At 67.5% G+C, this 26,639-nt stretch carries 22 protein-coding genes and 2 pseudogenes; 8 read left to right on the top strand and 16 right to left on the bottom strand.

The annotated features are described in order from the left end of the window. Positions 1-89: 89 nt before the first annotated feature. Positions 90-2,123, bottom strand: a complete 2,034-nt coding sequence (locus tag AC1DD3_RS00120; protein ID WP_476880852.1) for an acyltransferase family protein — start codon at positions 2,121-2,123, stop codon at positions 90-92. Positions 2,124-2,284: 161 nt separating this feature from the next. Between AC1DD3_RS00120 and AC1DD3_RS00115 the strand changes: the two genes are divergently transcribed. After that, complete coding sequence (locus tag AC1DD3_RS00115; protein WP_476880724.1) at positions 2,285-3,253, top strand: DUF389 domain-containing protein; 969 nt, start codon at positions 2,285-2,287, stop codon at positions 3,251-3,253. 14 nt (positions 3,254-3,267) lie between these two features. Here AC1DD3_RS00115 and AC1DD3_RS00110 read toward each other — a convergent pair whose 3' ends face one another. The 4 genes from AC1DD3_RS00110 to AC1DD3_RS00095 all read right to left on the bottom strand — a co-directional run bounded on the left by AC1DD3_RS00110 (position 3,268) and on the right by AC1DD3_RS00095 (position 6,840). Continuing rightward, positions 3,268-3,966: a hypothetical protein gene (locus tag AC1DD3_RS00110; protein WP_476880723.1), complete on the bottom strand. Its 699-nt coding sequence runs from the start codon at positions 3,964-3,966 to the stop codon at positions 3,268-3,270. Positions 3,967-4,235: 269 nt separating this feature from the next. Next, positions 4,236-5,846, bottom strand: coding sequence for a chaperonin GroEL (gene groL / locus AC1DD3_RS00105; RefSeq protein ID WP_476880722.1), 1,611 nt, complete (start codon positions 5,844-5,846; stop codon positions 4,236-4,238). Positions 5,847-5,922: 76 nt separating this feature from the next. After that, the gene (gene groES, locus AC1DD3_RS00100) at positions 5,923-6,219 is read right to left on the bottom strand and encodes a co-chaperone GroES (RefSeq protein WP_230118626.1); all 297 of its coding nucleotides are present in this window, start codon (positions 6,217-6,219) and stop codon (positions 5,923-5,925) included. A 219-nt stretch (positions 6,220-6,438) separates the two neighbouring features. Further along, entirely contained in the window at positions 6,439-6,840 is a 402-nt protein-coding gene (locus AC1DD3_RS00095) for a hypothetical protein (protein ID WP_230118625.1), read from the bottom strand. A 53-nt stretch (positions 6,841-6,893) separates the two neighbouring features. Between AC1DD3_RS00095 and AC1DD3_RS00090 the strand changes: the two genes are divergently transcribed. Beyond that, positions 6,894-8,132, top strand: coding sequence for a THUMP-like domain-containing protein (locus AC1DD3_RS00090; protein WP_230118624.1), 1,239 nt, complete (start codon positions 6,894-6,896; stop codon positions 8,130-8,132). Positions 8,133-8,160: 28 nt separating this feature from the next. Here the strand turns inward: AC1DD3_RS00090 and AC1DD3_RS00085 are convergent, their stop codons facing one another. Both AC1DD3_RS00085 and AC1DD3_RS00080 read right to left on the bottom strand, forming a co-directional pair. Next, entirely contained in the window at positions 8,161-8,979 is an 819-nt protein-coding gene (locus AC1DD3_RS00085) for a shikimate 5-dehydrogenase (RefSeq protein WP_476880721.1), read from the bottom strand. A gap of 105 nt (positions 8,980-9,084) precedes the next feature. Next, on the bottom strand, positions 9,085-10,824 hold the full coding sequence (locus AC1DD3_RS00080) for a glycoside hydrolase family 3 protein (RefSeq protein WP_476880720.1): 1,740 nt from the start codon (positions 10,822-10,824) through the stop codon (positions 9,085-9,087). A 139-nt stretch (positions 10,825-10,963) separates the two neighbouring features. Between AC1DD3_RS00080 and AC1DD3_RS00075 the strand changes: the two genes are divergently transcribed. Further along, the gene (locus AC1DD3_RS00075) at positions 10,964-12,115 is read left to right on the top strand and encodes a glutamate--cysteine ligase (RefSeq protein ID WP_476880719.1); all 1,152 of its coding nucleotides are present in this window, start codon (positions 10,964-10,966) and stop codon (positions 12,113-12,115) included. 37 nt (positions 12,116-12,152) lie between these two features. On the opposite strand, the gene tsaD is transcribed toward AC1DD3_RS00075, so the two are convergent. From tsaD to AC1DD3_RS00045, 6 genes and pseudogenes are all read right to left on the bottom strand, one after another. Then, positions 12,153-13,286, bottom strand: a complete 1,134-nt coding sequence (gene tsaD / locus AC1DD3_RS00070) for a tRNA (adenosine(37)-N6)-threonylcarbamoyltransferase complex transferase subunit TsaD (RefSeq protein ID WP_476880718.1) — start codon at positions 13,284-13,286, stop codon at positions 12,153-12,155. Between the two features lie 161 nt (positions 13,287-13,447). Beyond that, positions 13,448-13,867, bottom strand: a pseudogene (gene rimI, locus AC1DD3_RS00065) (ribosomal protein S18-alanine N-acetyltransferase); the annotation flags it as partial. A 53-nt stretch (positions 13,868-13,920) separates the two neighbouring features. Beyond that, the gene (gene tsaB, locus AC1DD3_RS00060; protein ID WP_476880717.1) at positions 13,921-14,592 is read right to left on the bottom strand and encodes a tRNA (adenosine(37)-N6)-threonylcarbamoyltransferase complex dimerization subunit type 1 TsaB; all 672 of its coding nucleotides are present in this window, start codon (positions 14,590-14,592) and stop codon (positions 13,921-13,923) included. After that, positions 14,592-15,236 carry a tRNA (adenosine(37)-N6)-threonylcarbamoyltransferase complex ATPase subunit type 1 TsaE gene (tsaE, locus tag AC1DD3_RS00055; protein ID WP_476880716.1) on the bottom strand — a complete coding sequence of 215 codons (645 nt, stop codon included), beginning with the start codon at positions 15,234-15,236 and terminating at the stop codon, positions 14,592-14,594. Before tsaE ends, tsaB begins: the two co-directional genes overlap by 1 nt. Further along, the gene (gene alr, locus AC1DD3_RS00050) at positions 15,233-16,438 is read right to left on the bottom strand and encodes an alanine racemase (RefSeq protein WP_476874517.1); all 1,206 of its coding nucleotides are present in this window, start codon (positions 16,436-16,438) and stop codon (positions 15,233-15,235) included. The genes tsaE and alr overlap by 4 nt, the downstream gene beginning before the upstream one ends. 91 nt (positions 16,439-16,529) lie before the next feature. Continuing rightward, positions 16,530-17,621, bottom strand: coding sequence for a carbohydrate kinase family protein (locus tag AC1DD3_RS00045; RefSeq protein WP_476874516.1), 1,092 nt, complete (start codon positions 17,619-17,621; stop codon positions 16,530-16,532). 139 nt (positions 17,622-17,760) lie between these two features. Between AC1DD3_RS00045 and AC1DD3_RS00040 the strand changes: the two genes are divergently transcribed. Next, complete coding sequence (locus AC1DD3_RS00040) at positions 17,761-19,212, top strand: family 4 glycosyl hydrolase (RefSeq protein WP_476880715.1); 1,452 nt, start codon at positions 17,761-17,763, stop codon at positions 19,210-19,212. A 59-nt stretch (positions 19,213-19,271) separates the two neighbouring features. On the opposite strand, the gene AC1DD3_RS00035 is transcribed toward AC1DD3_RS00040, so the two are convergent. Then, a complete protein-coding gene (locus AC1DD3_RS00035; RefSeq protein WP_476880714.1) occupies positions 19,272-20,534 on the bottom strand; it encodes a glycosyltransferase in 1,263 nt (420 codons plus the stop codon). 168 nt (positions 20,535-20,702) lie between these two features. Here AC1DD3_RS00035 and mshA point away from each other — a divergent pair, with 168 nt between their 5' ends. The 3 genes from mshA to AC1DD3_RS00020 all read left to right on the top strand — a co-directional run bounded on the left by mshA (position 20,703) and on the right by AC1DD3_RS00020 (position 24,979). After that, positions 20,703-21,980 carry a D-inositol-3-phosphate glycosyltransferase gene (gene mshA / locus AC1DD3_RS00030; RefSeq protein WP_230121468.1) on the top strand — a complete coding sequence of 426 codons (1,278 nt, stop codon included), beginning with the start codon at positions 20,703-20,705 and terminating at the stop codon, positions 21,978-21,980. A 54-nt stretch (positions 21,981-22,034) separates the two neighbouring features. Continuing rightward, positions 22,035-23,717 (top strand): formate--tetrahydrofolate ligase, encoded by a 1,683-nt coding sequence (locus tag AC1DD3_RS00025; protein ID WP_476880713.1) that lies wholly within the window; start codon positions 22,035-22,037, stop codon positions 23,715-23,717. Between the two features lie 302 nt (positions 23,718-24,019). Continuing rightward, positions 24,020-24,979: a DUF559 domain-containing protein gene (locus AC1DD3_RS00020; RefSeq protein ID WP_476880712.1), complete on the top strand. Its 960-nt coding sequence runs from the start codon at positions 24,020-24,022 to the stop codon at positions 24,977-24,979. A gap of 80 nt (positions 24,980-25,059) precedes the next feature. Here the strand turns inward: AC1DD3_RS00020 and AC1DD3_RS00015 are convergent, their stop codons facing one another. Then, the gene (locus AC1DD3_RS00015; RefSeq protein ID WP_230121519.1) at positions 25,060-25,683 is read right to left on the bottom strand and encodes a DUF2306 domain-containing protein; all 624 of its coding nucleotides are present in this window, start codon (positions 25,681-25,683) and stop codon (positions 25,060-25,062) included. A 100-nt stretch (positions 25,684-25,783) separates the two neighbouring features. Here AC1DD3_RS00015 and AC1DD3_RS00010 point away from each other — a divergent pair, with 100 nt between their 5' ends. Further along, positions 25,784-26,407: a MerR family transcriptional regulator gene (locus tag AC1DD3_RS00010; RefSeq protein WP_476880711.1), complete on the top strand. Its 624-nt coding sequence runs from the start codon at positions 25,784-25,786 to the stop codon at positions 26,405-26,407. A gap of 87 nt (positions 26,408-26,494) precedes the next feature. Here AC1DD3_RS00010 and AC1DD3_RS00005 read toward each other — a convergent pair. Continuing rightward, positions 26,495-26,639 (bottom strand): annotated as a pseudogene (locus AC1DD3_RS00005) (inositol-3-phosphate synthase); the annotation flags it as partial.

Below are 26,639 nucleotides of genomic sequence, written 5' to 3'. Positions count from 1 at the left end.
TCTAGAACCTCGGCGGCGATCCCCATATTCCGGGACGGCATTGTGAGCAATGGCACTCGGCGGCGGCGGCCGCCGGTGCCACAGTGCCGCTATCTCCAGCCGGTGGTGGCGAGCAGCCGCTTCTCAAACATGGGAATCATTGACTGCACGTACGTTTTAGTGAGGTGGTTGTCGTCCTTGTAAACGTACACGTTGCCGACGACGGCCGGGCAGATGCCGTCGGCGCAGATGAAGTCGCTCATGTCCATCAGGTGCAGGCCCTTCACCTTGCCGCGGTAGGCGTCCAGCGGCGATGACGCGGCGAGCGACTCGCCCAGCGGGGCGTTGCACTCTGGCGCCTCGGCACCGAATTTCTGCACGCATTCGGGCATGTTGACGGCGAAGCGGGGGTTGTCGCGGATGCCCACCACGTCCATGCCGGCGTCCGTGAACGGCTTGATGCCGGCCAGGTAACCCGGCACCTCGGTTTCGAAGGGCGCTTCCTTGTGGGTCAGGGAGGCCACGGTGAACACGGCATCCGGCTTGTGTTCCATCACGTAGGCAGCGCTGGCCTTGTTGAAGGCGTTGCACTCGGCGTCACGGTCGGGCGTTTCGGCTCCGAAGCGGCAGTTGCCTTTCAGGAGGGTAACGACCTCCCAGCCGTGCTCCTTGGCGATGGGTCCCAGCGCGGCCATGTACTGCTGGGCGTGCGAATCACCCAGCACGACGATCCGTTTCTTTACCACGTCCGGCCTGCTGTTCTGCAGGCATCCCGCCAGCAGCGGATCGCTGGGAACATTCTGGTCCGTGCACAGGCCGTCGATGTCCGCCCATTCGTTCTTCATGGCCGCGGGCGCCGGAATGACGGTGGCTTCCGGCGTGGGCTTGCCGGCGTTTTCCGGTGCCAGCGCCGCAGCGCCGGGGGTCAGTTCGCGGGGCTGGGCGGCGGCGGCCGCCTCGTCCGCCGTCAGCCTCGTCTGCCAGAGGGCCACCGGTCCGGCCAGCAGGGCACCGCAGGCAACGATGACGACGGCGGTGCGCCAGGCCCGCAGTTGCGGCCAGTGCCATTCCCGCAGCGGCTTTTCCACGAAACGGGTAGTCAGCACAGCCAGCACAACGGAGGCGCCGACGATGGCGAGGCCCTGGACGAGGTTGGGCTTTTCGATGCCGGTGCCGGCCAGGGCAAGTACCAGGACGGGCCAGTGCCAGAGGTACAGGGCGTAGGAGTTGTCCCCGAGGGCAACGAGGGGCTTTGAGCTCAGGACCCGGTCCACGCCAAACCGGCTGCCGCTCTGGCCGGCCACGATGATGGCAGCGGCGGACAGGGTGGGCCACAGCGCGATGAAGCCCGGAAAGGACCTGTCCACCGTCAGGATCAGGCCGCAGGAGATCATCCCCACGAGACCGCCCCAGCCAAGCACGACGCGGAGGATCTTTCCGGGTTTCAGGTAGGGCAGGGACAGAGCCAGCAGGGAGCCCAGCGCGAACTCCCAGAGCCTGGTCCTCGTGTCGAAGTAGGCGTAGGCCTGGTTTGTGGCTGTCTGGTCGATCGAGAAGATGAGGGAGGCAATGAAGATGCCGGTGAAAGCCACCAGCACGACGAGCCGGTAGCTGACGTTCCGCCGGCTCTTGAGGAGCCGCCACACGAGGGCGGAGGCGGCGAAGATGAGCGGCCACAGGATGAACACCTGGCCCTGGATGGACAGGGACCAGAAGTGCTGCAGCGGGCTGGCGCCTGCGTGGTTCTGGGCGTAGTAGTCCACCGCGGTATCCGCCAGCAGCCAGTTCTGCCGGTACAGCAGGGACGCCCAAGCTTCATTGAGGACGTCGGGCCAGCGGCTCTGCGGGATGACCAGCCAAGTGCCCGCAAGGACGCCGAGGATCACCACGACGGCGGCGGGAATCAAACGCTTAAAGAGGTGCAGCCAGTGGCTCACCAGCCGCAGCGGTTTGCCGCTTTCCACTTTTCGCACGAAGGACAGCGTGAGCAGGAAGGCGGAGATCAGCAGGAAGATGTCCACGCCGCCGGAGACACGTCCAAGCCAGACATGGTAGGTGACCACCATGAGCACGGCGAGGGCTCGGAGCCCCTGGACCTCGGGGCGGTAGCCCGGTTTTGCCTTGACCTGGGCAGCCCTCGGCAGCTGGCCCGAATCCTGGCCCTGCTGGTCCGTCGTTCTCGCTACTGACACAAACAACCCCTCAAAGCCGCGGCACAAAACATCCATGTTACCGTTTCGTGATCTTCTGGGCCAAACGACGGCCCCGGCGTGGCTAGTCTTGCAGCAGGCGAAAGGAGTGCGCGGTGATCGTACAGATGCGTGTTTGCGTGCCGGCCGGGCTGTCGAAGCTCGTGGCCGACAGTTGCAGGCAGCAGCCCGGTGCGGCCGAAGTTGCCCTGCACCGCGGCGCCTCCTTGCTCCCGCCCGGGGATGTCATCGTGGTCCAGATTGCAAGGGAGGCGGTCGAGGAGCTGATGGAGAAACTCCAGGCCCTGAATGTCCAGGAAGCAGGGTCCATCGCTGTTTCAACCCCGGAACTGGTCCTTTCGGACCGGGCAGACAAGGCCGAGGAAACCGCCCCCGGCGAAGGCGCCGATTCCGTGGTCTGGGACGAAGTCGCCAGACAGACCGGCGAAGACTCCCGGCTCAGCTGGAGCTATCTTGCGTTTCTGGTGCTCGCCACGCTGCTCGCGGCGATTGGTATTGTGACGGACTCCACCATCGCGATTGTGGGCGCTATGGCCGTGGGGCCGGAGTTCGGCCCGCTTGCCGCCCTGGCCGTTGCACTGGTCCGGCGCAAGTGGCGGCTGGGCCGGCGGGCTGCCCTTGCCCTGGCCGTCGGGTTCCCGGCGGCCATGCTCACCACGGCTCTGGTCACGTGGCTGGCCCTGCCTCTCGGGCTGTTTTCCCGGGATGCTCTGGACAACGCTTCGGCCGCCGAGTTCATCTATCATCCGGGGCCGTTCTCCCTGATCGTGGCAGTACTTGCGGGCGCGGCCGGAATGCTGTCGGTGATCAGCCGGCGTTCAGCCGCCTTAATCGGCGTCTTCATTTCAGTCACAACGGTTCCGGCCGCAGGCTATGTTGCCGTCGCCCTCGTCCTCGGTGAATTCCCCAAGGCGGCGGGCTCTGCCCTGCAGCTCCTGGTAAACCTGGGCGGCATCGTGGCAGCCGCCGTCGCCGTCCTGTATTTCTACCGCCTGGCCACGAAGCGGCTGCCCGACGGCACGGCGGCACGGCTGCGGCGCCAGGCCCTGCGGTCACAACGCTAGGCACGATCCGATCGTCAGCCTGCGTCGAGGGCAGCGTTCACGAGCTTGGCCAGTTCGGGTGCGGACGCGGCAGTGACCGCCCCGACGGGACCGGTTTTCGCCACCGTGGCAGCCAGGGTTCCCTTGATTCCGGTGACGGTGACCAAGGCCTGTTTCTGTCCCTTGGGAAGGGTCTGGATGGTCAGAGCGCTGGTGGACTTATCGGCCTTCACAGCCGCCTCAAGCGGCTTCATGTCACTGGTGATTTTCTGCCCCTTCAATTCGATCGTGAACTTGGAGCACTCTTGGAGCGCCACCGCGCTCTTCTCAAACTGCGTCGTCATCACCGCAGGGTCCTTGACAGCGAAAACGGTCACGACCGTTGCCGTTTTGGCCTTCGCTGCCAGGCTTGCGCCTGCCGCGTAGGTGCTGCCGTCGGGTACCTGGCTGTTGTTGTCGGCCAGCACGCCGCAAGCCTTTGGGGTGATGACCGCGGTTTTGAGCAGTTCCCGGGCTGCTATCAGCCCCTGATCGATTTGCGCTGCCGGGACAACAGTCAGGGGCTGCCCCTGAGCATCCTTGAGCCCGGCGACGATTGAGGTGAGTTCGTCGTTGGTGTAGGCCTTGGCCGCCGGAGTCAGGGCCGGGCCTGACGAGGACGTGTTCGCGGGCGGTGCGGAGGTGCCTGCCTGGTTGGAGCCGCCGCAGCCACTCAGGCTTATCGCGGCTGCCATGACGAGCGCGGATGTGGTGATCGATTCCTCAATTCGCCCCGGCCGGCGCGATTGATCAGAGCCTACAACTCCGGGCAAGACTGCACTGGGGCTGGGTTCTCCTGAACCGTGACTGTGAAGCTTCCGTCCGAGCGCGTCCCCAGGTCGGCGAAAGGGGGTTGTCGATGGTGCAATGTTCGCCATCGACAAGGGCCGGCCCAGCTGCTGCTGGACCGGCCCTTTCTTGGCACTACCGCGGTGAGCGGGACCGCTGTTCGCGGGGCTGCAGCCTAGTGGCTGTGGCCTGCGTGCTGGTCTTCGTCGGCCGGCTTCTCCACCACCAGGGTCTCGGTGGTGAGAACCAGCGCGGCAATGGAAGCCGCGTTGCGCAGGGCTGCACGGGTGACCTTGACGGGGTCGATGACGCCCGCCGCGATCAGGTCCTCGTACTCGCCGGACTTGGCGTTGAAGCCGTTGTTGTTCTCCAGCTCGGCAACCTTGGCCGTGACGACGTATCCGTCGAAACCGGCGTTCTGGGCAATCCAGCGCAGCGGCTGGACCAGTGCGCGGCGGACGATGCCCACAGCTGCAGCTGCGTCGCCCTGGAGGGCCGTAACAGACGGGTCCTCATCGAGTGCCTTCAGTGCGTGGATGAGAGCCGAACCGCCGCCCGCCACGATGCCTTCTTCGAGGGCAGCGCGGGTGGAGGACACTGCGTCCTCGATGCGGTGCTTCTTCTCCTTCAGCTCGACCTCGGTGGCTGCGCCGACCTTGATCACGCCGATGCCGCCGGAAAGCTTGGCCAGGCGTTCCTGGAGCTTTTCCCGGTCCCAGTCGGAGTCGGTGCGGGTCAGCTCGGCGCGCAGCTGGGCAACGCGTGCTGCAACATCCTCGGCGCAGCCGGCACCGTCAACGATGGTGGTGTTGTCCTTGGTGACCGTGATGCGCCGGGCGGTACCCAGCACCTCGAGGCCGACGGAATCCAGGCTCAGGCCCAGTTCCTGGGAGACAACCTGCGCACCGGTGAGCGTGGCGATGTCCTGCAGCATGGCCTTGCGGCGGTCACCGAAGCCCGGTGCCTTGACGGCAACGACGTTCAGGGTGCCGCGGATGCGGTTGACGATCAGCGTGGAGAGGGCCTCGCCGTCGATGTCCTCAGCAATGATGAACAGCGGCTTGGAGCTCTCCAGCGCCTTTTCCAGCAGCGGCAGGAATTCCTGGACGGCGGAGATCTTGCCCTGGTTGATGAGGACGAGGGCGTCCTCGAGGACGGCTTCCTGGCGTTCAGCGTCGGTGACGAAGTACGGGGACAGGTAGCCCTTGTCGAACTGCATGCCCTCGGTGAGGACCAGCTCGGTCTGCGTGGTGGAGGACTCCTCGATGGTGATCACACCATCCTTGCCGACCTTGCCGAATGCCTCGGCCAGGAGCTCGCCGATCTCGTCGCTCTGGGCGGAGATGGCTGCCACGCTGGCAACCTGGGTGCCTTCAACAGGACGGGCGTTCTCGAGGAGGCGTGCGGCAACGGCTTCAACCGCGACCTCGATGCCGCGCTTGATCTGGCCCGGCGCGGCGCCGGCAGCAACGTTGCGCAGGCCTTCCTTGACCAGGGCCTGTGCCAGCACGGTGGCGGTGGTGGTTCCGTCGCCGGCGACGTCGTTGGTCTTGGTGGCTACTTCCTTGGCCAGCTGCGCGCCAAGGTTTTCGTACGGGTCATCCAGCTCGATTTCCCGGGCGATGGTCACGCCGTCATTGGTGATCGTGGGGGCGCCCCACTTCTTGTCCAGCACGACGTTGCGGCCGCGGGGACCAAGCGTCACCTTGACCGTGTTGGCGAGCTTGTCGATGCCGGCTTCAAGCGACCGGCGGGCAGCGTCGTTAAACGCAAGCTGCTTTGCCATGGTTTTGTCCTTTCAAGACAGAAACCCCGTGCTGCCGATCGGTCAGACCAGATCAGCGGCACGGGGATTCAAAGAGTTACTTTACGACGATCGCCAGAACGTCGCGGGCAGACAGCACGAGGTACTCTTCGCCGCCGGTCTTGACTTCAGTTCCGCCGTACTTGGAGTAGATAACGACGTCGCCGATGGCTACGTCGACCGGAACGCGGTTGCCGTTGTCGTCAAAGCGGCCGGGGCCTACTGCAACAACTTCGCCTTCCTGCGGCTTTTCCTGTGCGGAGTCCGGGATGACCAGGCCGGAAGCCGTGGTCTGCTCGGCTTCGAGCGGGCGGACAACAATACGATCCTCAAGAGGCTTAATAGAGACCGACACTCGGACCTCTCCTTTTCGTCAGCAAATTCATGGACAGTAAAACTGTTGCGCCTTGGCGGCAGACCGTCGTCGCGGTGCCGGCAGCAGCCAGGCTGGCAGTTCTTCATGTGTTAGCACCCTCCTAGGGAGAGTGCTAATGACGACTCTATGTAAGTGGTTAGCACTCGGTCAAGGTGAGTGCCAGAATTTCGTCCGCGGTGAACAGCCGGTGCGCTGCCGTCAGCGGTCGGTGAGGGCGTCGAACCCTACGTCTTCGCCGCCGTCGTCGTCGCCGTCCGGCGCGTTCTTGCGCTGGCGGACGAGAATGACGGCGGAGGCGGCGGCCGTGAGCGCCGAGACGATGAGGATGACAACGCCGCCGATGCGGACCCCCGAGTACAGCTCCCGGATCTGGCGCGCCTCGTCGGTCGCGTCGTTGATGTCCTTGCCGCCCACCGAATAGACGGTGGCGTTGAAGGAGTCCAGCAGGAAGATGATCACCAGGAGCACGAGGCAGACGACGGCGACGGCGGCGCCGGCGATCAGCGCGGTGCGCGCGTACCGGGCCAGATGCGAAAACCGGGCCAGGCCGGTGCGGCTGCGGTCAGGCTGATCGGGGCTGGGCGTTGCGCTTGGTTCCATTCAGACCACCCTATCGGCAAGCGGCCGGCGGGCACTCCACTAGGCTTGATTGCATGTCTGACGCACCGCAGGACCAGATCGCACAGCTCCTCACCGAAGAAGGATGGCAGCTGCTGGCCTCGCTGGGTCCGTACCGCGAGGACCAGTCCTTTGCGCTCAACTCAAGCCTCCGCAAGGCGGGGCACTCCCCCGACCTCGTGTCCGCAGTACTCACCCAGTCCCGGCTGCGGACCAGGGCGGAAGGAAAGTTTGGCGAGTTCGCCCGCCAGATGCTGTTCACGCAGGCGGGCCTCGAGCAGGCCACCCGGCTCAACGTGGCGGCCAGGCATGCCCAGCGCTTCGCCCAGGCGGGCGTGCGGCACGTTGCCGATCTCGGCTGCGGCCTGGGCGCGGATTCCATGGCGCTGGCGTCGCTGGACATCGCCGTGACTGCCGTGGAGGTCGATGAGACCACCGCCGCGTGCGCCACCATCAACCTCATCCCGTTTCCGCACGCCACGGTGGTGCATTCGGACGCGACGTCGGTTTCCCTCGGTGACGCGGACGGCGTCTGGCTGGATCCGGCGCGGCGCACTACATCCACATCCGGGACTAAGAGGATCTGGGACCCTGAGGCCTTTTCGCCTCCGCTGTCCTTCGTCGAGTCGCTCGCCGCATCAGGGCTCGCAGTGGGTGTCAAGATGGGCCCCGGCATGCCGCACGACTCCGTGCCGGCCGGCTGCGAGGCGCAGTGGGTCTCGGTGGGCGGCGACGTCACCGAGGTCTCGCTCTGGTTCAATGCGGTGGCCCGGGCCGGGGTGCGGCGGGCGGCGCTGCTGCTCGGACCGCAGGGGGCGGCGGAACTCACCAGCGCGGAGGATTTCGGCGGCGGCCCGGCGGCTCCTGTGGGGCCCGTGGAGGGCTATCTCTACGAACCTGACGGCGCCGTGATCCGCGCCGGCCTCGTGGCGGACCTGGCCCTGCAGCTGGGCGGACACCTCGTGGATGAACATATTGCCTACATTTGTGCCCCGGCTCTGGTGGACACCCCCTTCGCCCGCGCCTACAAAGTCCTGGAGGTCATGCCGTACAGCGTGAAGGGACTCAAAGCCTGGGTGAAGCAGAACGGCATCGGCGTGCTGGACATCAAGAAGCGCGGCACGTCCGTCACTCCGGAGGAGCTCCGGAAGCAGCTCCTCCCGGCGGGGAAGGGCAGCGGGAAAAAAGCAGGAAAAAAGACGGCCACCCTGGTCCTCACCAGGATCGGTGAGGACCGAGTGACCGTCTCCGTGGAGCCGGTCCAGCCGGGCTAAGCCCTTCCAGGGCCCTACCAAGCGTTCGCTACTGCGCGCGCACGAACGCTTCGGCGTCCCGCACCTGCTCGTCGGTGGGGCGGATGCCGGTATACAGCACGAACTGTTCCAGCGCCTGGACGGTGGCCACTTCCGCGCCGGTGATGACCTGTTTGCCGGCCGCCCGCGCCGCCTTGATAAGAGGCGTCTCTGCCGGCAGGGCCACGACATCGAACACCACCTTGGCGGCCTCGACGGCTTCGACGGGGAAGGACAGCGAGCCGGCCTCAGGGCCACCGGCCATGCCGACCGGCGTGACGTTGATGACCAGGTCCGCCGTGGCGCCGCCGAGCTCGGCGCTCCACTGGAATCCGTAGAGACCGGCGAGCGCCCGGCCGGCGGTCTCGTTCCGGGCGATGATGGTGACGTCCTTGAAGCCGGCGTCCCGCAGTGCCGCCGCGGTGGCCTTGGCCATTCCGCCGGCGCCCTTGAGCAGCACCGAGGATTCCGCGGGCACCGCGTTGCGTTCCAGCAGCTGCTCGATCGCGGTGTAGTCGGTGTTGTAGGCGGTGAGGCGGCCGCCGTCGTTGACGATGGTGTTCACCGAATCGATGGCCTTGGCTGACGGGTCCATGGCGTCGACGAGGGCGATCACGTCTTCCTTGTACGGCATGGAGACGGCGCAGCCCCGGATGCCGAGGCCGCGGACGCCCGCGATCGCCTGGGCCAGGTCGGTGGGCGCGAACGCTTTGTAGATCCAGTTCAGTCCGAGCTGGTCGTACAGGTAGTTATGGAAGCGGGTCCCGTTGTTGCTCGGCCGGGCCGAGAGCGAGATGCACAGGGTCATGTCTTTATTCAGAATCGGCACCCCTCCATTAAACGGGCATGCTGCCGGCTGCCACCCCCGGCAGGCCGGACGGCTCGCGGAATCTCTGGTTTGTGACGCTCGGCGGCACTTTCGAGACGGCGGGCGTCAGGGACAGCCGGAACCCTGGCGGTAAGGTCCGACGGCGGCCGGCAGCTTGCCGGGGGCCGTCGCCTTGCCGGCCAGCACCGCCAGCAGGGCCCGGAAGGCGCCGGGCGTCCGGCCGTACAGTGCCACTTTGGTGGGTGCGGAAGACCCGGCCAGCGGCCACGGCGCGTCGAGTGCCACGGCGATGTCTCCGCCCGCAGGAACGCCGCCGTATCCGATCAGGGTGACCAGCGGTCCTGCACCCAGCGCGATGCCCGCGTCCCTGGCAGCAGCGGCAAAGAGCGCCCTGTCCGGAGCCGTCCCGCCCGTCACCCGCAGCCGGCCAGGAACCAGCGGACCCCGGCATTGCCCCGCGAGGACCGTGACGGCCCGGGCGGACACTCTTGCCGACACGCTCCCGGCGCTGCCCGGAAGAGCGTTGAGCTGCGCTGGCTTCGTCCGTCCGCGCCAGATCATCATGGTGACCACGCGGCGGACCGCTTCGTCCAGGCGTGCTGCCGACAGCTTGCCGGCAGCAACAGCAGTGACGATCGCCGCGTGGGCCGCATTGACGTCGGCGGGCATCAGCAGCAGGTCAGCGCCTGCGGCGAGTGCAGCCGGGGCCGCCGAGCCGCGCGGGTACCGCGCGCTCACGGCCCCCATGTTCAGGGCGTCCGTGACGGCCACTCCCTTGAACCCCATGGCCCGCAGCGCCGCATAACTGGCCGGCGAGAGCGACGACGGGACGCCCGGTTCGAGGGCCGGCACAGCAATGTGTCCGGCCATGATCATTGGGGACCCGGCGGCCACGGCCGACTGGAAGGGCTTCCAGTCCCTGGCCTTCAGCTGCGCGACCGTGGCCTTCTGGACGGGCAGGTCCTTGTGTGAGTCCACCGTCACGGAACCGTGCCCCGGAAAATGCTTGACAGCGGACAGCACGCCGGCTGCCAGCATGCCGCGCGAGAACCCGACGCTCAGGTTTCCTGCGGCACGGGGATCGGCGGACATGGAGCGGGCGCCGATGGTGGGGTCAGCCGGGCCGATGGTGACATCGGCGTCCGGCGCGAAGTCAACAGTGAAACCGAGCGTTGCGAGTTCCGCCGCTAGCCCCTTGCCTGCTTCAGTTGCCAGCGGCACGCTGCCGGCTGCGCCGTAGCTCATGGGGGATGGCCAGCCGGTGAGCGGGGCACCCAGCCGGGCCACCAATCCCCCTTCCTGGTCCACGCCGATCAGTCCGGGCCACGTCCGGCCGCCGGATCGGGAAGCGGCGCCCAGCCGCCCGGTGGCGGCCGTCATGCTCCTGACGTCGACGAGTCCGTCGGCCGCCCGGGGCACATTGTCGCCCATGATCATGGAGCCTGACAGGTGAAGCCTTTCAACCGTGGCGGCCTGTGCCTCGTGGTTGAGGCCGGTATAGAACGGCAGGAGCACCTGCCCGGCCTTCTCACTCAGCGTCATGCTGGCCACAGCCGCAGCAGCCGCCGCCTCGTCGCGCTGCTGCGGTCCCCAGCCCAGCGGCGCCGTTCCCTTGCCGGGCGCCCTCGGCGGGGTTGCCGCGGGCGGCGGTGCCGCCGTCGTCGGCTGTTGTCCTGAACCGGACGATGCGGGCGAACCGGAACCGAGTGGACTCGGCACCGGTGCCGCGTCGGACGACGACGGCGGCGTCGGCTGCGGCGTGCAGGCCACCGCCCCGAGCAGCAACGCGAGGGCGGCCGCGGTCAGGACGGGTTTGTTTTTGGCGGGGTTGGCGGAAGCAGTCATGTGAAGACTCTCACGCGCTCTCTGTAGCCAAGCCATCATCTTGATGCTACCCCTGCACTAGACTTGGAAGACCGTTCCCCTGCCAACCGTTCTGCCAGAAACGGCCAGCAAACGGGACTGCAGACAGCGAGAGGAATACATGAAGATTGATTTCGCTTCATCCAGGCAATCAACTCTTGGTGTGGAATGGGAGCTCGCACTCGTTGATGCGCAGACCGGCGAACTTGCCTCCGTGGCAAACGAGGTGCTGCGTGGAGTCTCTGCCAGGCACCCCGAGCTGAACGAAGACGACGAACACCCGCACATCAAGCAGGAACTGCTGCTGAACACGGTGGAGCTTGTCACCGGGATCTGCGAGACTGCCGCGGAAGCCAAGGAGGACCTGAGCCGGTCCCTTGCCGCCGTCCGCGAAGTCACGGATCCCATGGGCGTAGAGGTCTTCTCCGCCGGCAGCCACCCGTTCAGCCCACCCCAGCTGCAGCCGGTCACGGACAAAGCCAGGTACGCCAAACTGATCGACCGCACCCAGTGGTGGGGCCGGCAAATGGTGATCTACGGCGTCCACGTCCATGTGGGGCTGGACCGGCGGGACAAGGTGCTCCCTGTGCTGGACGGCCTGGTCAACTACTTCCCGCATTTCCAGTCGCTGTCCGCCTCCAGCCCGTTCTGGGGCGGCGAGGACACCGGCTATGCGTCCCAGCGCGCCCTCATGTTCCAGCAGTTGCCGACCGCCGGACTGCCCTTCCAGTTCCCCAGCTGGGAAGAATACGAGTCCTACGTTCAGGACATGTTCACCACCGGCGTGATCGACGCGCTCTCGGAGATCCGCTGGGACATCCGGCCCGTGCCCAACCTGGGCACCGTCGAGATGCGCATCTGCGACGGACTGGCCACGCTGGAGGAAGTGGGAGCCGTCGCCGCCCTGACGCAATGCCTGGTCCACGAGTTCTCCACCACCCTGGACAACGGCGGGACCATACCTACTATGCCGCCGTGGCATGTGCAGGAAAACAAATGGCGCGCCGCCCGGTACGGGATGGAAGCCATCATCATCCTGGACGCCCAGGGCAACGAGCAGCTCGTCACCGAGCACCTGCTCGACACCCTCAACCGCCTCGAACCCATCGCCGCGAAGCTGGGCTGCCCAGACGAACTGGCCGACGTCGAGAAGATCATCAGCCGCGGTGCCGGCTACCAGCGCCAGCGCCGGGTTGCGGCCGAAAGCGGCGGTAACCTGCAGGCTGTGGTGCTGGACCTGGTAAAGCAGATGCGGAACGGCCCCACCGCGTAGGACCACTTGGAGCTTTTCGTGTCCGGCCTGGACGGGCCTAGGCGGCAGCCGTCCCGGCCAGTTCCATTGCCGGCGCGGACACGGTGGTCACCGGCATCGAGGAATCCGGGGCGAAGGCGATGCCGCTCGGCTCGCTGCCTGCCATGACCAACTGGGCTCCCAGGGCGGCCACCATCGCCCCGTTGTCCGTGCAAAGATCCAGCGGCGGAACATGCAGCCTGATGCCGGCGGCGGAGCAGCGCTGCTCAGTGAGCTGGCGCAGCCGCGAGTTGGCCGCCACGCCGCCGCCCAGCAGGACGTTGGTGATGCCGTGCTCCCGGCACGCGAGGACCGCCTTGGACGTGATGACGTCCACCACGGCTTCCTGGAAGGCCGCTGCTATGTCCGCCACGGGGACCGTCTCACCCTTGGCTTCGAACTGCTCCACGCAGCGGGCCACCGCGGTCTTCAGGCCGCTGAAGGACCAGTCGTAGCGGTGCCGGCCGGGCTCCTCGGCTGTACCCATGTATTTGGGTTGCGTGAGTCCCCGCGGGAAGCGGATGGCCTTGGCGTTTCCCTCGCGGGCGAGCCGGTCGATGGCGGGACCGCCGGGATAGCCCAGGCCCAGGATCCGCGCCACTTTGTCGTAGGCCTCGCCGGCGGCGTCGTCGATGGTGGAGCCGAGCAGTTCAACGTCGTCGGTGATACTGCGGATCCGCAGGATTTCCGTGTGGCCGCCGGACACCAGCAGGGCACCCAGGTTCTCGGGGAGCGACGGCGCGTTGCCTGGACCGCCCGCGGTTCCGGACTGTGAGTCCAAGAGACCAACGCCCACATGGGCCACGAGGTGGTTGATGGCGTACAGCGGCTTGCCCGTGGCCACCGCCAGGGCCTTCGCCGCACACACCCCAACCATCAGAGCGCCGGCCAGCCCGGGGCCGGCCGTGACGGCGATGGCGTCGATATCGGCCAGGGTGACTTTCGCCTCGGCGAGCGCCGCCTGGAGCGTGGGCACGAAGGCGTCCAGATGCGCGCGGGATGCGATCTCTGGAATGACCCCGCCGAACCTGACGTGCTCGTCCATCGACGAGGACACGGTGTTGGTCAGGAGGTCCGTTCCGCGGACAATTCCGACGCCGGTTTCGTCGCAGGAGGACTCGATGCCGAGCACGAGCGGCTGGGAACGGTTCATTGCTGGTCTGCCTCCGTGGGGGTGGTTTCGCCGGGCTGGCCGGCTGTGTGCTGATCGGCGCTGTTTATTTCGGCGTCCTGGTAGCGGGCGTCCGGGTAGCGGACGTTTTGGTAGCGGACGTCCTCGTGCGGGATGTCCTCGTGGACCGTGAGGACATCCGCGAGCTCCAGCCTCATGATGAGGGCGTCGACGCCGTCGCGGTAGTATTTCCGCCGGACATGGATCTGCTCAAATCCGAACCGCACGTAGAGCTGCTGCGCACGGGGGTTGTCGGCCCGCACCTCAAGCAGGACGTCCGCCGCACCCCGGCGACGGCCCTCACGGATCAGCTCCGTGAGCAGGGCCGATCCGATGCCCCTGCCTTCATACTCCGGTACGACGGCGATGGTCTGGACGTCGGCGATCGGCTCGATGCACATCAGGCCCGCGTAACCGACGATGCCGTCCGGCGCCTCCGCGATCAGGTAGCGTCGGGTCTCGGGCTGGGCCAGCTCGTCCACGAACATCTGCAGCGGCCAGGCATCCACCGGAAAGAGCCGCACCTCCAGCTCATGAACCGCCGGGATGTCGGCCGGAACCATGTCCCGGACCGTCACGCCCGGGCCCGGCAGCCTGGTGGTTCCGGACAGGCCGTTCACAGCGCGCGCTTCCGGGGGCCCGGAACCTGTGCGTCGGATTCACGGAGGTACAGCGGCGTGGAGTCCATGAGCTGCTCCCCCGCCTCCAGCCTCGCCAGGGCGAACTGTCCCAGATACAGCGCGTCAGGCTGTTCCGTGCTGAAGTCCGGGTCGGCCCGCAGGACATCGGAGTACAGCCCGGCGCCGGCGCCGTAGGCGGGCAGGTCAGGAAGATCGGAGGCGAAACCCACATGCGGCCCGTCCACGAGCCTGGGAAGCTGGCCCACCTGCAACGTATACCGGGCCCAATACACCTCTTTACGCCTGGCATCGGTGGCCACGAGAAACTCGGGCGCCGCCTCGGTTGACTCGGCCACTTCCAGTGCCACGGCATCCAGGCTCATCAGTCCGTAGAGCGGTTTGCCCCAGACATAGGCAAGGGTCCGGGCTGTTGCAATGCCCGAGCGGAGCCCGGTGAACGGACCGGGCCCGACGCCGACGACGATTGCGTCGACGTCCGCACCCGTGACATCGGCTTCGGCCAGCAGCTTCTCGATTCCCGGCGCGAGCACCTCGGCGTGGGTGCGCGTGTCCTGGGTGGAAAAGCTGCCCACGACGCCCTCGAGGGCATCGTCGGACACCAGTGCGGCGCTGGCCACGGCGGAGGTATCGATGGCAAGGATGAGCATCAGGATGTCCCTTCGGAGGCCTGCTTCAGGACGGGTTGGTCCTCCCAGCGCGGCCCGAAGCCGCGGATGATGATAGTGCGGGGCTCGTCGTCGTCCTCGGTATCGAAGTCCAGGACAGCGTCCGCCCCTCGCGGTTCGGCGCCTGGGTCCGGGCCGTCTCCGACCGCAGGGTGTTCAAGTGCGCCGCTTCCAACAGTGGCGCTTCCAATAGTGCGGTGCAGCTCCACCTCGAGCCGGCTCTCGCTCAGGTGCTCCACGCGGTCACGTCCCCACTCCACCACGGTGACGGAGGAATCCATGGTGTTTTCCAGATCGATGTCATCGATTTCCGACGCCGATCCCAGCCGGTAGGCGTCTACATGGACCAGGTCCGGGCCGCCGGGCCTGGGACCGCCGGGGAGGTTGGGATGGATTCTGACCAGCACAAAGGTGGGCGAAATGATGCCCTCCCGCACCCCCAGGCCCTCCCCGAGGCCCTGGGTGAACGTCGTCTTGCCCGCGCCAAGTTCACCCGTGAGGACCAGCAGGTCCCCCGCCCGCAGCAGCTCCGCGAGTGCCGCGCCGAGTGCGTGTGTCTGTTCCGCCGTCGTGACTTTCAGGGTCTGGACCCAGCGCGGCGGATTAAGGGCTGCCGGAAGGCTCACTGCGCGGGCGTTTCGTTGATGAAGGTGCGCGGCACGCGGGGGCTAATGCGGGTCACGATTTCGTAGTTGTTGGTGCCGGCGGCACGGGCCCAGTCATCGGCGGTGGGGCCGCCGTCGGCGCCGTCGCCAAAGAGCAGGGCCTCCGCGCCGAGGACGCTGTGGCCGCCTGCTGATACGTCCCGGCGGCCGAGGTCGATCACCATCTGGTCCATGGCGATCCGGCCGACCACCGGGTAGGTGACGCCTTCCACCCGCACCGGCCCGCCGGTGGCCACGCGCGGCACGCCGTCCGCGTAGCCCAGCGGGATGAGTCCAAGAGTGCTTTCGCCGGAGGTGCGGTAGTTGAACCCGTAGGAGACGCCCTGGCCGGAGGGGACGTCCTTGCAGTGGGCCACCACCGTGCGCAGGGTCATTGCCGGGCGGAGTCCCAGTTCAGCGGACGTCTGCCCCTCGAACGGCGACAGGCCGTAGATGCCGAGACCCACCCTGACGAGGTCGAAGTGCGTGTCCGGCCGGGACAGGGTGGCCGGGGTGTTGGCCAAATGGCGGACTTCGGGGTCCACGCCGGCGTCCTCGGCGATGGCCAGGACGTCGCGGAAAGCGGCGAGCTGATCGTCGGTTTCGGGGCGCTCGGGTTCATCGGCTACTGCGAGGTGCGAGAAAATGCCCACCACGCGCAGCAGGCCTTCGTCCTGGTATTCCATGGCCTCGCCCACGAGGCGGTCCCACACCTCCACGGTGGCGCCGTTCCGGCCAAGGCCCGTGTCCACCTTGAGATGGATGCGCGCCGGACGCTCCTGGTCCCGGGCGGCAGTGACGATCCGCTCCAGCTCCCAGCCCGAACACCCGATGTCGACGCCGGCGGCCACCGCTGCGCCGAAGTTGCTTTCGGGGGTGTGCAGCCAGGCGAGCAACGGCGCCTCGATGCCGGCGGCGCGGAGGGCCAGCGCCTCGGAAATGTGCGCCACTCCCAGCCAGCTGGCTCCCGCCTGAAGGGCTGCGCGCGCCACCGGTACCGCGCCGTGGCCGTACGCATCGGCCTTCACTACTGCCATGACCCGCGCCGGCGAGGCGGCTGCCACAAGACGCCGCACGTTGTGGCGGATGGCTTCGAGGTCGATCACGGCGGACCGTTCCTGGGACAGGTGCGGCACCGGACCTGTCGCGCGGGGGAGGTCTCCTGTTGCTGCTGGATATGTCACTCTATTGATTCTAATGCTGGCGCCCGGGGCCGGATAATTCGCCGAGCGGCGCAGGCCGGTGCGGGGCCTGGCGGGGCCTGGGCGGGCGGGGCTAGGCGTCCGACAGGTGTGCGATCGTGGCGGCCGCCCGCCGCTGGGCCTCCGGCGGCACGTCGCGGACGATGTCGGCGAGGAAGGCGTAGCGCCGCATCCATTGGCTCCCCCGGCGTTCCGGCCGGGCGATGGCGCGCTTCCACCAGTCAGCGATGTCCCCCCAGCCGGGCGCCGCGAGCGAGCCCCCGACTTCCTGGACGGCCAGTGCGGCGCACAGGTTCGCGAACCGCAGCCTGTCACCCAGCGGCCAACCCGCCAGGCAGCCCACCACGAACGCCGCCCCGAAGCAGTCCCCGGCCCCCGTGGGATCGTAGGCGGTCACCGGCAGGGACGGCACCCATTCCTCCTCGCCGGTCTCCGAGTCCACGGCCATGGCTCCCTGTTGCCCCAGTGTCACCACGGCCACGGGCACACGGTCCGCCAGCGAGTACAGGGCGGCCCAGGGATTCTCCTTGCCGGTGAAGGCCATGGCCTCGCGCTGGTTGGGCATGAAGGCGTGGAAATACCGCAGATTCTCGAGCCGGGCGTGCGACCACTCGCCGCTGGGATCCCAGCCCACGTCGCCGAACAGCTTCACGCCGGCGTTGTGCGCCGCCAGCGCCCAGGGCTCAAGCTCGTGGCCGAGGTCCGCCACTGCCGCCAGTGCGGGCGGGGGCTCCCCGATCAGCTCGGAGGCCGTCACCGGCGCGGGATGCCCGTGGGTCACCATGGACCGGTCGTGGTCCACACTCAGGGACACCGTCACCGGCGAATGCCAGCCCGGAACGCGCCGAGACAGGGACAGATCCACGTGCTCCTGCCCGGCAAGAATCTTCCAGTTGTAGTCCCCGTAGCCGTCGTCACCGAACGCCGCCGCAAGGCCCGTCCGCAGGCCCAGCCGGGCGGCCGCGATGGCCTGGTTCGCCACGCCCCCGGGGCAGCTTCCCATCCCTTCGCTCCAGATTTCGGTCCCGGGCTGGGGCGCGTGCGGCAGTCCCGTGAAAATGATGTCCTGGAACACCGTCCCGGCCAGCAGCAGGTCAAAACCTCCGGCCGACGTCGTTCGGACGGAAGAGAGCGGATCGAAGCGGCCTGCGGGAATCGCATCCATGTTCGGCACACTACGCCGTGGGCCTTGGTGTTGAAACCCCAAGGTCTGGGGGTACGGCCAGGACCGGCGGTGCTCGCCGCCGGTCCGCAACGGTGAGCGGATGGATGGCGAAGCGGCACAGTGCGCATAGACTCCTGCCATGCGGCTCATGATCGCCGGTGGCGGCGGATTCCGGGTTCCCCTCGTGTACCGGGCGCTCTGCTCGGGGCCATACGCCGGGCTGGTCCGGGAACTGGTGCTCTTCGACGTCGATCCCGGCCGCCTCGCTGCCATCAGCGCGGTGCTCCGCTCCATGGCGGCGGCCTCCGGGACGGACGGCAGGGCCGCCGTCGGGCAGCCCCTGGCGGTGACCACCACCTCGTCCCTCCGCGAGGCACTGGCGGGCACCGACGTGGTGTTTGCAGCCATCCGGCCGGGCGGGACGGCAGGCCGGATAGCGGATGAACGCGTCGCGCAGGACCTCGGGCTGCTGGGCCAGGAAACCACGGGCGCGGGCGGCATCTCGTACGCGCTGCGCTCCATCCCCGCCATGCTGGAACTGGCCCGCGAAATGCGGACGCACTGCCCGGACGCGTGGCTGGTCAACTTCACCAATCCGGCGGGGATGGTCACCGAAGCGCTGCTGCCCGTGCTGGGCCGGAAGGTCATTGGCATCTGCGATTCCGCGAGCGCCCTGGTCCACCGCGCCGCCAGGGCTGCGGGCGCGCCCCTGCCTGCCGGGAAGCTCGACGGCGTGGGCTACTACGGGCTGAACCATCTCGGCTGGCTGTACCGGCTGGAGTCCGGCGGCCGTGATCTCCTGCCGGGGCTGCTGGCCGACGCCGGCGCGCTTGCCGGCTTCGAGGAGGGCAGGCTGTTTCCGCAGCCCGTCCTGCAGGCGCTGGGCGTCCTGCCGAACGAATACCTGTTCTACTACTACGAAACAGCGCGGGCGGCCGCGGCGATGCGCGCCATGGAGGGCACCCGCGGCGAGTCCATCCATGGCCAGCAGGCCGAGCTGTATCCCCGGCTGGCCGCCGCTGGCGAGGCGGCGTTTGGATTGTGGGATGCCGCACGCAGGTCCCGCGAAGAGGGTTATCTGGCCGAAGCCCGCAGCGCCGGAGAGGCGCGCGATGCCGAGGATCTTGCCGGCGGCGGCTACGAACAGGTGGCGCTGGCGGTGATGCGGGCACTTGTCGGTGAAGGACCGGGCGGGTCTGGCACGGACGGCGGCAGCACCCAGCTGATCCTCAACACGCGGAACTCAGCCGTTTCTCGACCGGGCGGCGGCGCGGAGCCGGCGATTCCAGGGCTGCCGCCGGACGCCGTCGTCGAGGTTCCCTGCACCGTGACCGCCAGCGGCGCGGTGCCCATTGCGCAGGACCGTCCGGCCGAACCGCAGCTGAGCCTCATGCAGCGCGTGAAGCGCGTGGAGCTCCTCACCGTGCAGGCCGCGGCCGGCGGCGAGCGCGATGCTGCGCTGGAAGCCTTCGCCGCTCACCCGCTGGTAGGGACGGAGAAACTCGCCGGACAGCTGCTTGCCGGGTACGAGGCCGCGTTCCCCGGGTTGGCGACGTTGTGGCGGAGATCCGGCGGGGACAGCCGCAGTTAACCGGGGCGTGCTACTTCGAACGGTGCCCCGACGGCCGCAGCTGCGTGACGGCCGCAGCCTCACCTCGACACCAGCACCTCCAGCTCGTCGATCAGGCCGTCCACGCCCGGCGACGCCGCGATCGCCGCGCCAATCCGCCGGCTGCCGGCCTGGTATCGCCCGTCACTCAAGACCTTCTGCACAGCATCCCGGATGGCAGCCGGGGCCGGCCGCCCGGTTCCGAGACTAATTCCTGCGCCTGCCCAGGCAACCCGGGCGGCTCCCTCGGGCTTGTCCTCAGTGTCTCCGGCGACCACAATGGGCACGCCGTTTTCCATCGCGTAGTGCAGTCCGCCGTATCCCCCGTTGGTCACATACACCGCGACCTTCGGCATGAGCTCGGCGTCGGGCAGGAATTCGGCGGCACGCGCGTTCGCAGGGAGCGGCGGCAAATCAGCCAGCGGACGCCGCCCCGTGCTGACCACCACAGTCACGTCCTCCTGCGCGAGCGCCTCCAAGGTCGGCGCCACGAGTGCCGAGAAGTCTGTGTTCGACACGGTTCCCTGGGTCACGTAGACCACCGGACGGGAACCGTTCAGATCTCCCCACCACTCGGGCCTTGCAATGCCGCTGGGAACGTGCCGGGCCGTCGGTCCGAAGTAGCGCAGGTTCGCCGGCGCATCCGATCGAGGGTATTCGAACTCAGGGACCGTAAACTGCGCGATGAGTTCCGCCCGCCGCGGCCAGTCGAGCATGAATAGCCCCTCCAGCCCCACTCCTGTCAGCTCCCGCATGATGGCGTCGACCTGCCGGTCGCTGTCCCGCAGCAGGATCTTTTCCACCAGCCAGTTCAGGGCGCGGTTCCGCAGGCGGGCGGCCGGCCCGCGTCCGGGCGCCAGACCGAGACCGAACGGCGCGCAGTCCGCGCTGGAGAGCGTTAACGGCAGGATGCCGCAGGCGATGACCGGCGGACGGTCCTCCAGCGGCAGCCCCGAGAGTGTGCCGGCTCCGACGAACGTGACTTCTGCAAGAACCAGATCTGTCGGTTCGGCCTGGATCGCCGCCGACAACGCCTCGAACTGGCCGCGCGCCGGCTCGATAACCAGCACGCGGACGCCCTCCCGCACCGCCGCAATGCCCTTGGCGCTGCTGGCCGGGGGCGTGTACTCGGCCCCGGCACCCAGGGGCACAAATTCTGCACCGACTGCCCGGACCGCCTCCTGGTATGCAGGACCCGTCAGAAACCGCACACGGTGCCCGCGGTCGATCAGTCGCCGGGCAACGCCCAGCATCGGTGAAACGTGGCCGTCGTGAGGACCGCTGCAAACGATGATGGAAGCCATGGTTGGAGCCTATGGGGCGGGCAGCAGAACGTCTACAGCCGGTCACGAGGGCCCGGGCCGTGAATGCGCGGGCGCTTCAGGAGTAGTGTTTTACCGGATGCAGTTCCCGGGCCGGGCGCCGCAGTTGGCGCTGGCGTGTGTGAGTCCCCGTGAACCGAAAGGAGAGCCGTGACCCCGATCAAGCGCGTGGCCTTCCTCTCCCTTCACACCTCCCCGATGGAGCAGCCCGGTTCCGGGGACGCCGGCGGCATGAACGTATACATCCGCGGACTGGCGTCGGCACTCGCCGAAAGCGGCGTGGAGGTGGAGATCTTCACCCGGTCCACGGACGCCGGCCAGCCCGCCGTCGAACATCCGGACCCCGGGGTGTGCGTCCACAACGTCTTGGCCGGACCGACGCGGAAGCTGCCCAAGGAGGAGCTGCCGGAGCTGCTGCACAGCATGGTGGCCGAGATCGAACGGATCCGCGAGCGGCAGCCGCACGGCCGCTACGACATCATCCATTCCCACTACTGGGTGTCGGGCGTGGCCGGACTGGAGCTTTCCAGGCTGTGGGGCGTCCCGCTGGTCCACACCATGCACACTATGGCCAAGGTCAAGAACCTCCTCCTGCAGTCCGGCGAAAAGCCGGAGCCGCGCCGCCGTGAGGACGGCGAACACCGGATCGTGGAGGGCGCCGCGCGGCTGATCGCCAACACCAGCGCCGAGGCCGCCGAACTCGTGTCGCACTACGACGCCGACTTTGACCACATCGACGTCGCTCCCCCGGGCGTTGACCTCGCCGTTTTCACCCCCGCCTTCCGCGGCCGCTCACGCGCCGCGCACGGCATCCTGCCGGGCACCTTCCACCTGTTGTTCGCCGGCCGCATCCAGCGGCTTAAGGGGCCCCAGATTCTGGTCAAGGCGGCCGCCCTGCTCCGCGAGCGCCGTCCGGACATCGACCTGAAGCTGACCATTCTGGGAGCGCTGAGCGGCGCGAAGGACTTCAACCTGAAGTCGCTGGTCACCGCCGCCGGAATGGACGACGCCGTCACCCACCACCCGCCGGTCGGCGCGGCCGAGCTGGCGGGCTGGTACCGCTCGGCCGACGTCGTCGTCATGCCGTCCTACAGCGAGTCCTTTGGCCTCGTGGCGCTGGAGGCCCAGGCCTGCGGCACGCCTGTGGTGGCCACGCGTGTTGGCGGGCTGTCCCGCGCCATCTTTGACGGCCGCACCGGGCTGCTGGTGGACGGCCACCGGGCCGCTGACTGGGCCGACGCCCTCGAAGCCCTCTATGACGACCCGGTCACGAGGGAGGACATGGGCCGCGCGGCCTCCGTGCACGCGCAGAGCTCGGGGTGGCAGCGCACGGCCGCCATCACGCTGGAAAGCTACCATGCCGCCGTCGACGAGTTCCCAGCCGGCCACAGCGTGCCGGCCGGCTACGTTCCGCGGCTCACCGGCTGAGCCGGGCCCGGCCGGAGAAGACCCAAACGGATTCCCCCGAACCAAAGGACGACGATGTCTGACAGCAGCACTCCGAGCGATCTGGAAATTGCCCGCGGCGCCAGCCTGCGGCCCATCGGGGACATCGCGGCCGCCGCCGGCATCGATGCCGGGGCCGTGGAGCTCTACGGCCGGTTCAAGGCGAAGATCGATCCGGCCAAGCTGTCCGCCGCGGCCGCGCAGGGAAAAGTGGTTCTGGTGTCGGCGATGTCGCCCACTCCTGCCGGTGAGGGTAAGTCCACCACCACGGTGGGGCTTGCCGACTCGCTGGCCAGGGCGGGCCACAGGGTGATGATCGCGTTGCGTGAGCCCTCGCTCGGGCCGGTCCTGGGGATGAAGGGCGGGGCAACCGGCGGAGGCTATTCCCAGGTGGTGCCCATGGACGAGATCAACCTGCATTTCACCGGCGACTTCCACGCCGTGACGTCGGCCAACAATGCCCTCATGGCGCTGGTGGACAACCACATCTACCAGGGCAACGAGCTGAACATCGACCCGCGCCGCATGACGTTCAAGCGGGTGCTGGACATGAACGACCGCTCACTCCGGGAGGTGGTGATCGGCCTCGGCGGACCGACGCAGGGCATCCCGCGCCAGGACGGCTTCGACATCACCGTGGCTTCGGAGATCATGGCGGTGTTCTGCCTCGCCACCGACATCGCAGATTTGCGGGCACGGCTGGGCCGCATCACGTTCGGCTACACCTACGACCGCGCGCCGGTCACGGTGGCCGACCTGGGCGTCCAGGGCGCCCTGACCCTGCTGCTCAAGGACGCCATCAAGCCCAACCTGGTGCAGACCATCGCCGGCACCCCGGCGCTGGTGCACGGCGGCCCGTTCGCCAACATTGCCCACGGCTGCAACTCCCTCATTGCCACGCAGACGGCCCGCCGGCTCGCTGATATCGTGGTCACGGAGGCCGGCTTCGGCGCGGACCTGGGGGCCGAGAAGTTTATGGATATCAAGGCGCGCATCGCGGACGTGGCACCGGCCGCCGTCGTGGTGGTGGCCACGGTCCGCGCCCTGAAGATGCACGGCGGGATCGCCAAGGACCAACTGAAGGAGCCCAACGTTGAGGCGCTGGCCGCCGGTGTGGCCAATCTCCGCCGCCACGTCCGCAACGTGGAGAAGTTCGGCGTCACCCCCGTGGTGGCCATCAACAAATTCGCCACGGACACACAGGAGGAACTTGACTGGCTGCTCGACTGGTGTGCAGGGGAAGGCATCCAGGCTGCCGTGGCGGATGTCTGGGGCCGTGGCGGAGGCGGGGACGGCGGCGATGAACTGGCGGCGAAGGTGGCGGCTGCCGTTGCCGGGCCCAACAACTTCCGTCACCTGTACCCGCTGGAGCTGTCTGTGGAGGACAAGATCCGGACCATCGCGCAGGAGATCTACGGCGCGGACGGGGTGGATTTCTCCGTGCCTGCACTGCGGCGGCTGGCGGACATTGAGAAGAACGGCTGGTCCGGGCTGCCCGTGTGCATGGCCAAGACGCAGTACTCCTTCACCGACGACGCCTCCCGGCTGGGCGCACCCAAGGGCTTCACCATCCACGTGCGCGACCTGATTCCCAAGACCGGCGCAGGCTTCATCGTGGCCCTCACCGGCGCGGTGATGACGATGCCCGGGCTTCCTGCCGTGCCGGCGGCCCTGCGGATGGACGTGGACACGGACGGCAACCCGGTGGGCCTGTTCTAGACGCTCTCTCACTTCCTGCCGCCCCCAAGGCGACGCTCTCTCACTTCCTGCGGCCTCACCCCCAACGCTCTCTCACTTCCTGCCGCCCCACCCCCAACGCTCTCTCACTTCCTGCCGCCCCACCCCCAACGCTCTCCCACTTCCTGCCGCCCCAAGGCGACGCTCTCCCACTTCCGTGCGCCCAAGGCGACGCTCTCTCACTTCCTGCCGCCTCCAAGGCGACGCTCTCTCACTTCCGTGCGCCCAGCGACTGCCTGTGGATAACTTCTGCAGCGTCGCCGCTTTTGGGTCAGACTGCCTGCATGCAAATGAGCAATAATCTGCCCGGACTGCTGGCAACAGCTCCGTTCACGATCGACTCGGCGCGGGCCGCAGGCGTTTCCGCAAACAGGCTGCGGCGAAAAGACGTGGTCCATGTGGGTCGAGGGCTCTACCGCCCGTCGGACTGGAGCTTTGAGCTGGAGGCCGCGGCGCGGGCGCTGTCGAACGCATCGCCAGGGGCCTGGATCTCACACGTCACTGCGGCACGGCTTCGGTGCCAACTGCTGCCGCCCTGGCTGGCCGACTCGACGGAGTTGCATCTAAGCAAGCCCCGGGCCCTGCCCTCGGTGCGCCGCAGCGGCGTACTCGGCCACACGGTACTGGCACTGGAAGACGAAACTGAGTGGGCCGACGGCATCCGCATCAGCACGCGATCGCGGACGTGGCTGGATTTGGCGCGACGACTGTCGGTGAGTGATCTGGTGTGCATGGGTGACCAATTAGTCCGCATCCCGCGACTGGTCTTCGAGGGACGGACGCAGCCCCACGACACCTTGGACGGACTGCGCACCTTGGCGGGTCACCATCCGAACCTGCAGGGTGTGGTCCGTGCCCGGGCAGCACTGGATCTGATGCGGGTCGGCGCCGACTCCGCGCCGGAATCGTTGCTTCGCCTGGCGATGGCCGATGCCGGCCTCCCCGAGCCGGGTCTCCAACTGGCATTGCGCATCGGTGACGGCATGTCGCCTACCGCCGATCTCGGTTACCGCCATCGGCGGCTCGCCATCCAGTACGACGGCGGACATCACCTCCTCGACGCACAGTCCCTTAGTGACAGACGCCGTGACAAGGCTTTCGAAGCCGCCGGCTGGACTGTCCTGATATTGGACAAGGACGATCTTGCTGACGATTTCCAAGCGGCCATCGGCAAGATCAAGCGCACGTTGCGCACCGCGTGGCGAGATCATTCCCAGTTATCGGGCTTCGCCGACGCCGGGTGAGAGAGCGTCACGTCCAAATATGCAGGAAGTGAGAGAGCGTCACCCAAAGACCTGCAGGAAGTGAGAGAGCGTCCGGTCCTTCACCAAGAACTCCGGCCCGCTGCTGGTTGTCCGTCCCGCTGTTCTGCCCGTTCTGCCCGTTCTGCCGGATCAGCCGGATCAGCCCGTTCTGCCAGACCTGCCGAAGCGGCCGAAGCTGCCCGTCCCGTAGCCAGTTCCGCCTGGGTCTTCGAACCGCCCCGGGCACTCGTGGAACCGCCGCGCTTGAGCGAAACGAAGACCACCACCACGCACAGCACCACCAGCCCGGCAACGTACGCTGCGGTGGCCGGGTCCTCGGCAAGGAGCTCCGGAATCGCGCGTCCGGGCACCGCGACGGCAAAGATGAAGGCAACGGCAATGCCGATGTAACTGCCGATCATGTTCCGCAGGTGCGACCGCATGTCACGTCGGATCGCGCCGATGAGGCCAAGGGTGACCGTCACGATGGTGAAGGCAGACAGCCCGTGCAGCCAGGTGAAATGCCCGGCCGTCACAATCCAGAAACTGCTGACACAGACGTAGTACATGGCCGCCACCCATAGGTAGCCCATGGTGCGGTGGAAACGGTCGCGGCGTCGGCGAAGAATTTGGAAGGGGCCGATCGCAAGGACAAACAGTGCGGCGGTCACGTGGCTGATAAGCAGTACATTCCAGTGGTCCATGCCCTTAGGATAGAACCACTATCCAGTACACGTACATCAGGATAATTGGCGCCGGATTCGCTATCCAGTGGATCCGGGACTTCGCAGGAAGGAACGCGGCATGCAGCTCAAGGAACTGAGCGAGCACTCGGGAGTCTCGGCCGCCAGCATCAAGTACTACCTCCGCGAGGGCATGTTGCCGGCCGGCCAGACCGTCCACGCAACTCGCGCGCAGTATTCGGCCAGGCACGTCGAGCGTCTCAATTTGATCCAGGCGCTCCGCCGGATAGTCGGACTGAACATTGAGCAGATCCGCGGTCTCCTCAAAATGGCCGACGACGGCGCCCCGCGCCTTACGCTCTTAGCGGCGGTTCAGCGCGTGGTGCTGGACCTGGGCGCCTCCACCACCAGCAGTGGCGGGGTCCGCGCACCGGCGGGGGACGCCGTCGTGCGTCTCCGGAATTGGCCGGATTACCCAAGTGACGCCCGGAGTGCTTTGAACGCCCATCTCGAGCTGATGGAAAACCTCAACATTCGGGTTTCCAGCGAGCTCCTGGATACCTACAGCAAGGCCATGGACGACGTCGCCGGACTCGACATCGCGGTGACGACCGCCCCAGACAGCGTCGACCAGCTCATTCTCACCGCCGCCGTCGGCATGCACCTGCACAGCCAACTGCTGCTAAAGCTCCTCGCCCTCGCCCAGGCGAGCCACGCCATCCGGCGCTACGAACAGGACGCTTAAAGCACGACGCTCCCCCACCAAAAGTGAGAGAGCATCGCGCCACAACCCACCAAAAGTGAGAGAGCGTCGCGGAAGGAGGGAGAGGGTTTAGCGCTCGAGGTCGCCGCGGATGAAGGCCTCGACCTTTTCACGGGCGAGGTCGTCATTGAACTGCTCCGGCGGGGACTTCATGAAGTAGCTCGAAGCCGACAGGAGCGGCCCGCCGATACCGCGGTCCAGGCCGATCTTGGCG

The organism is Arthrobacter sp. 05T444 (assembly GCF_056395905.1).
The sequence above is the reverse complement of the archived record's forward strand: the minus strand, read 5'-3'. Positions and strand labels throughout refer to the sequence as shown.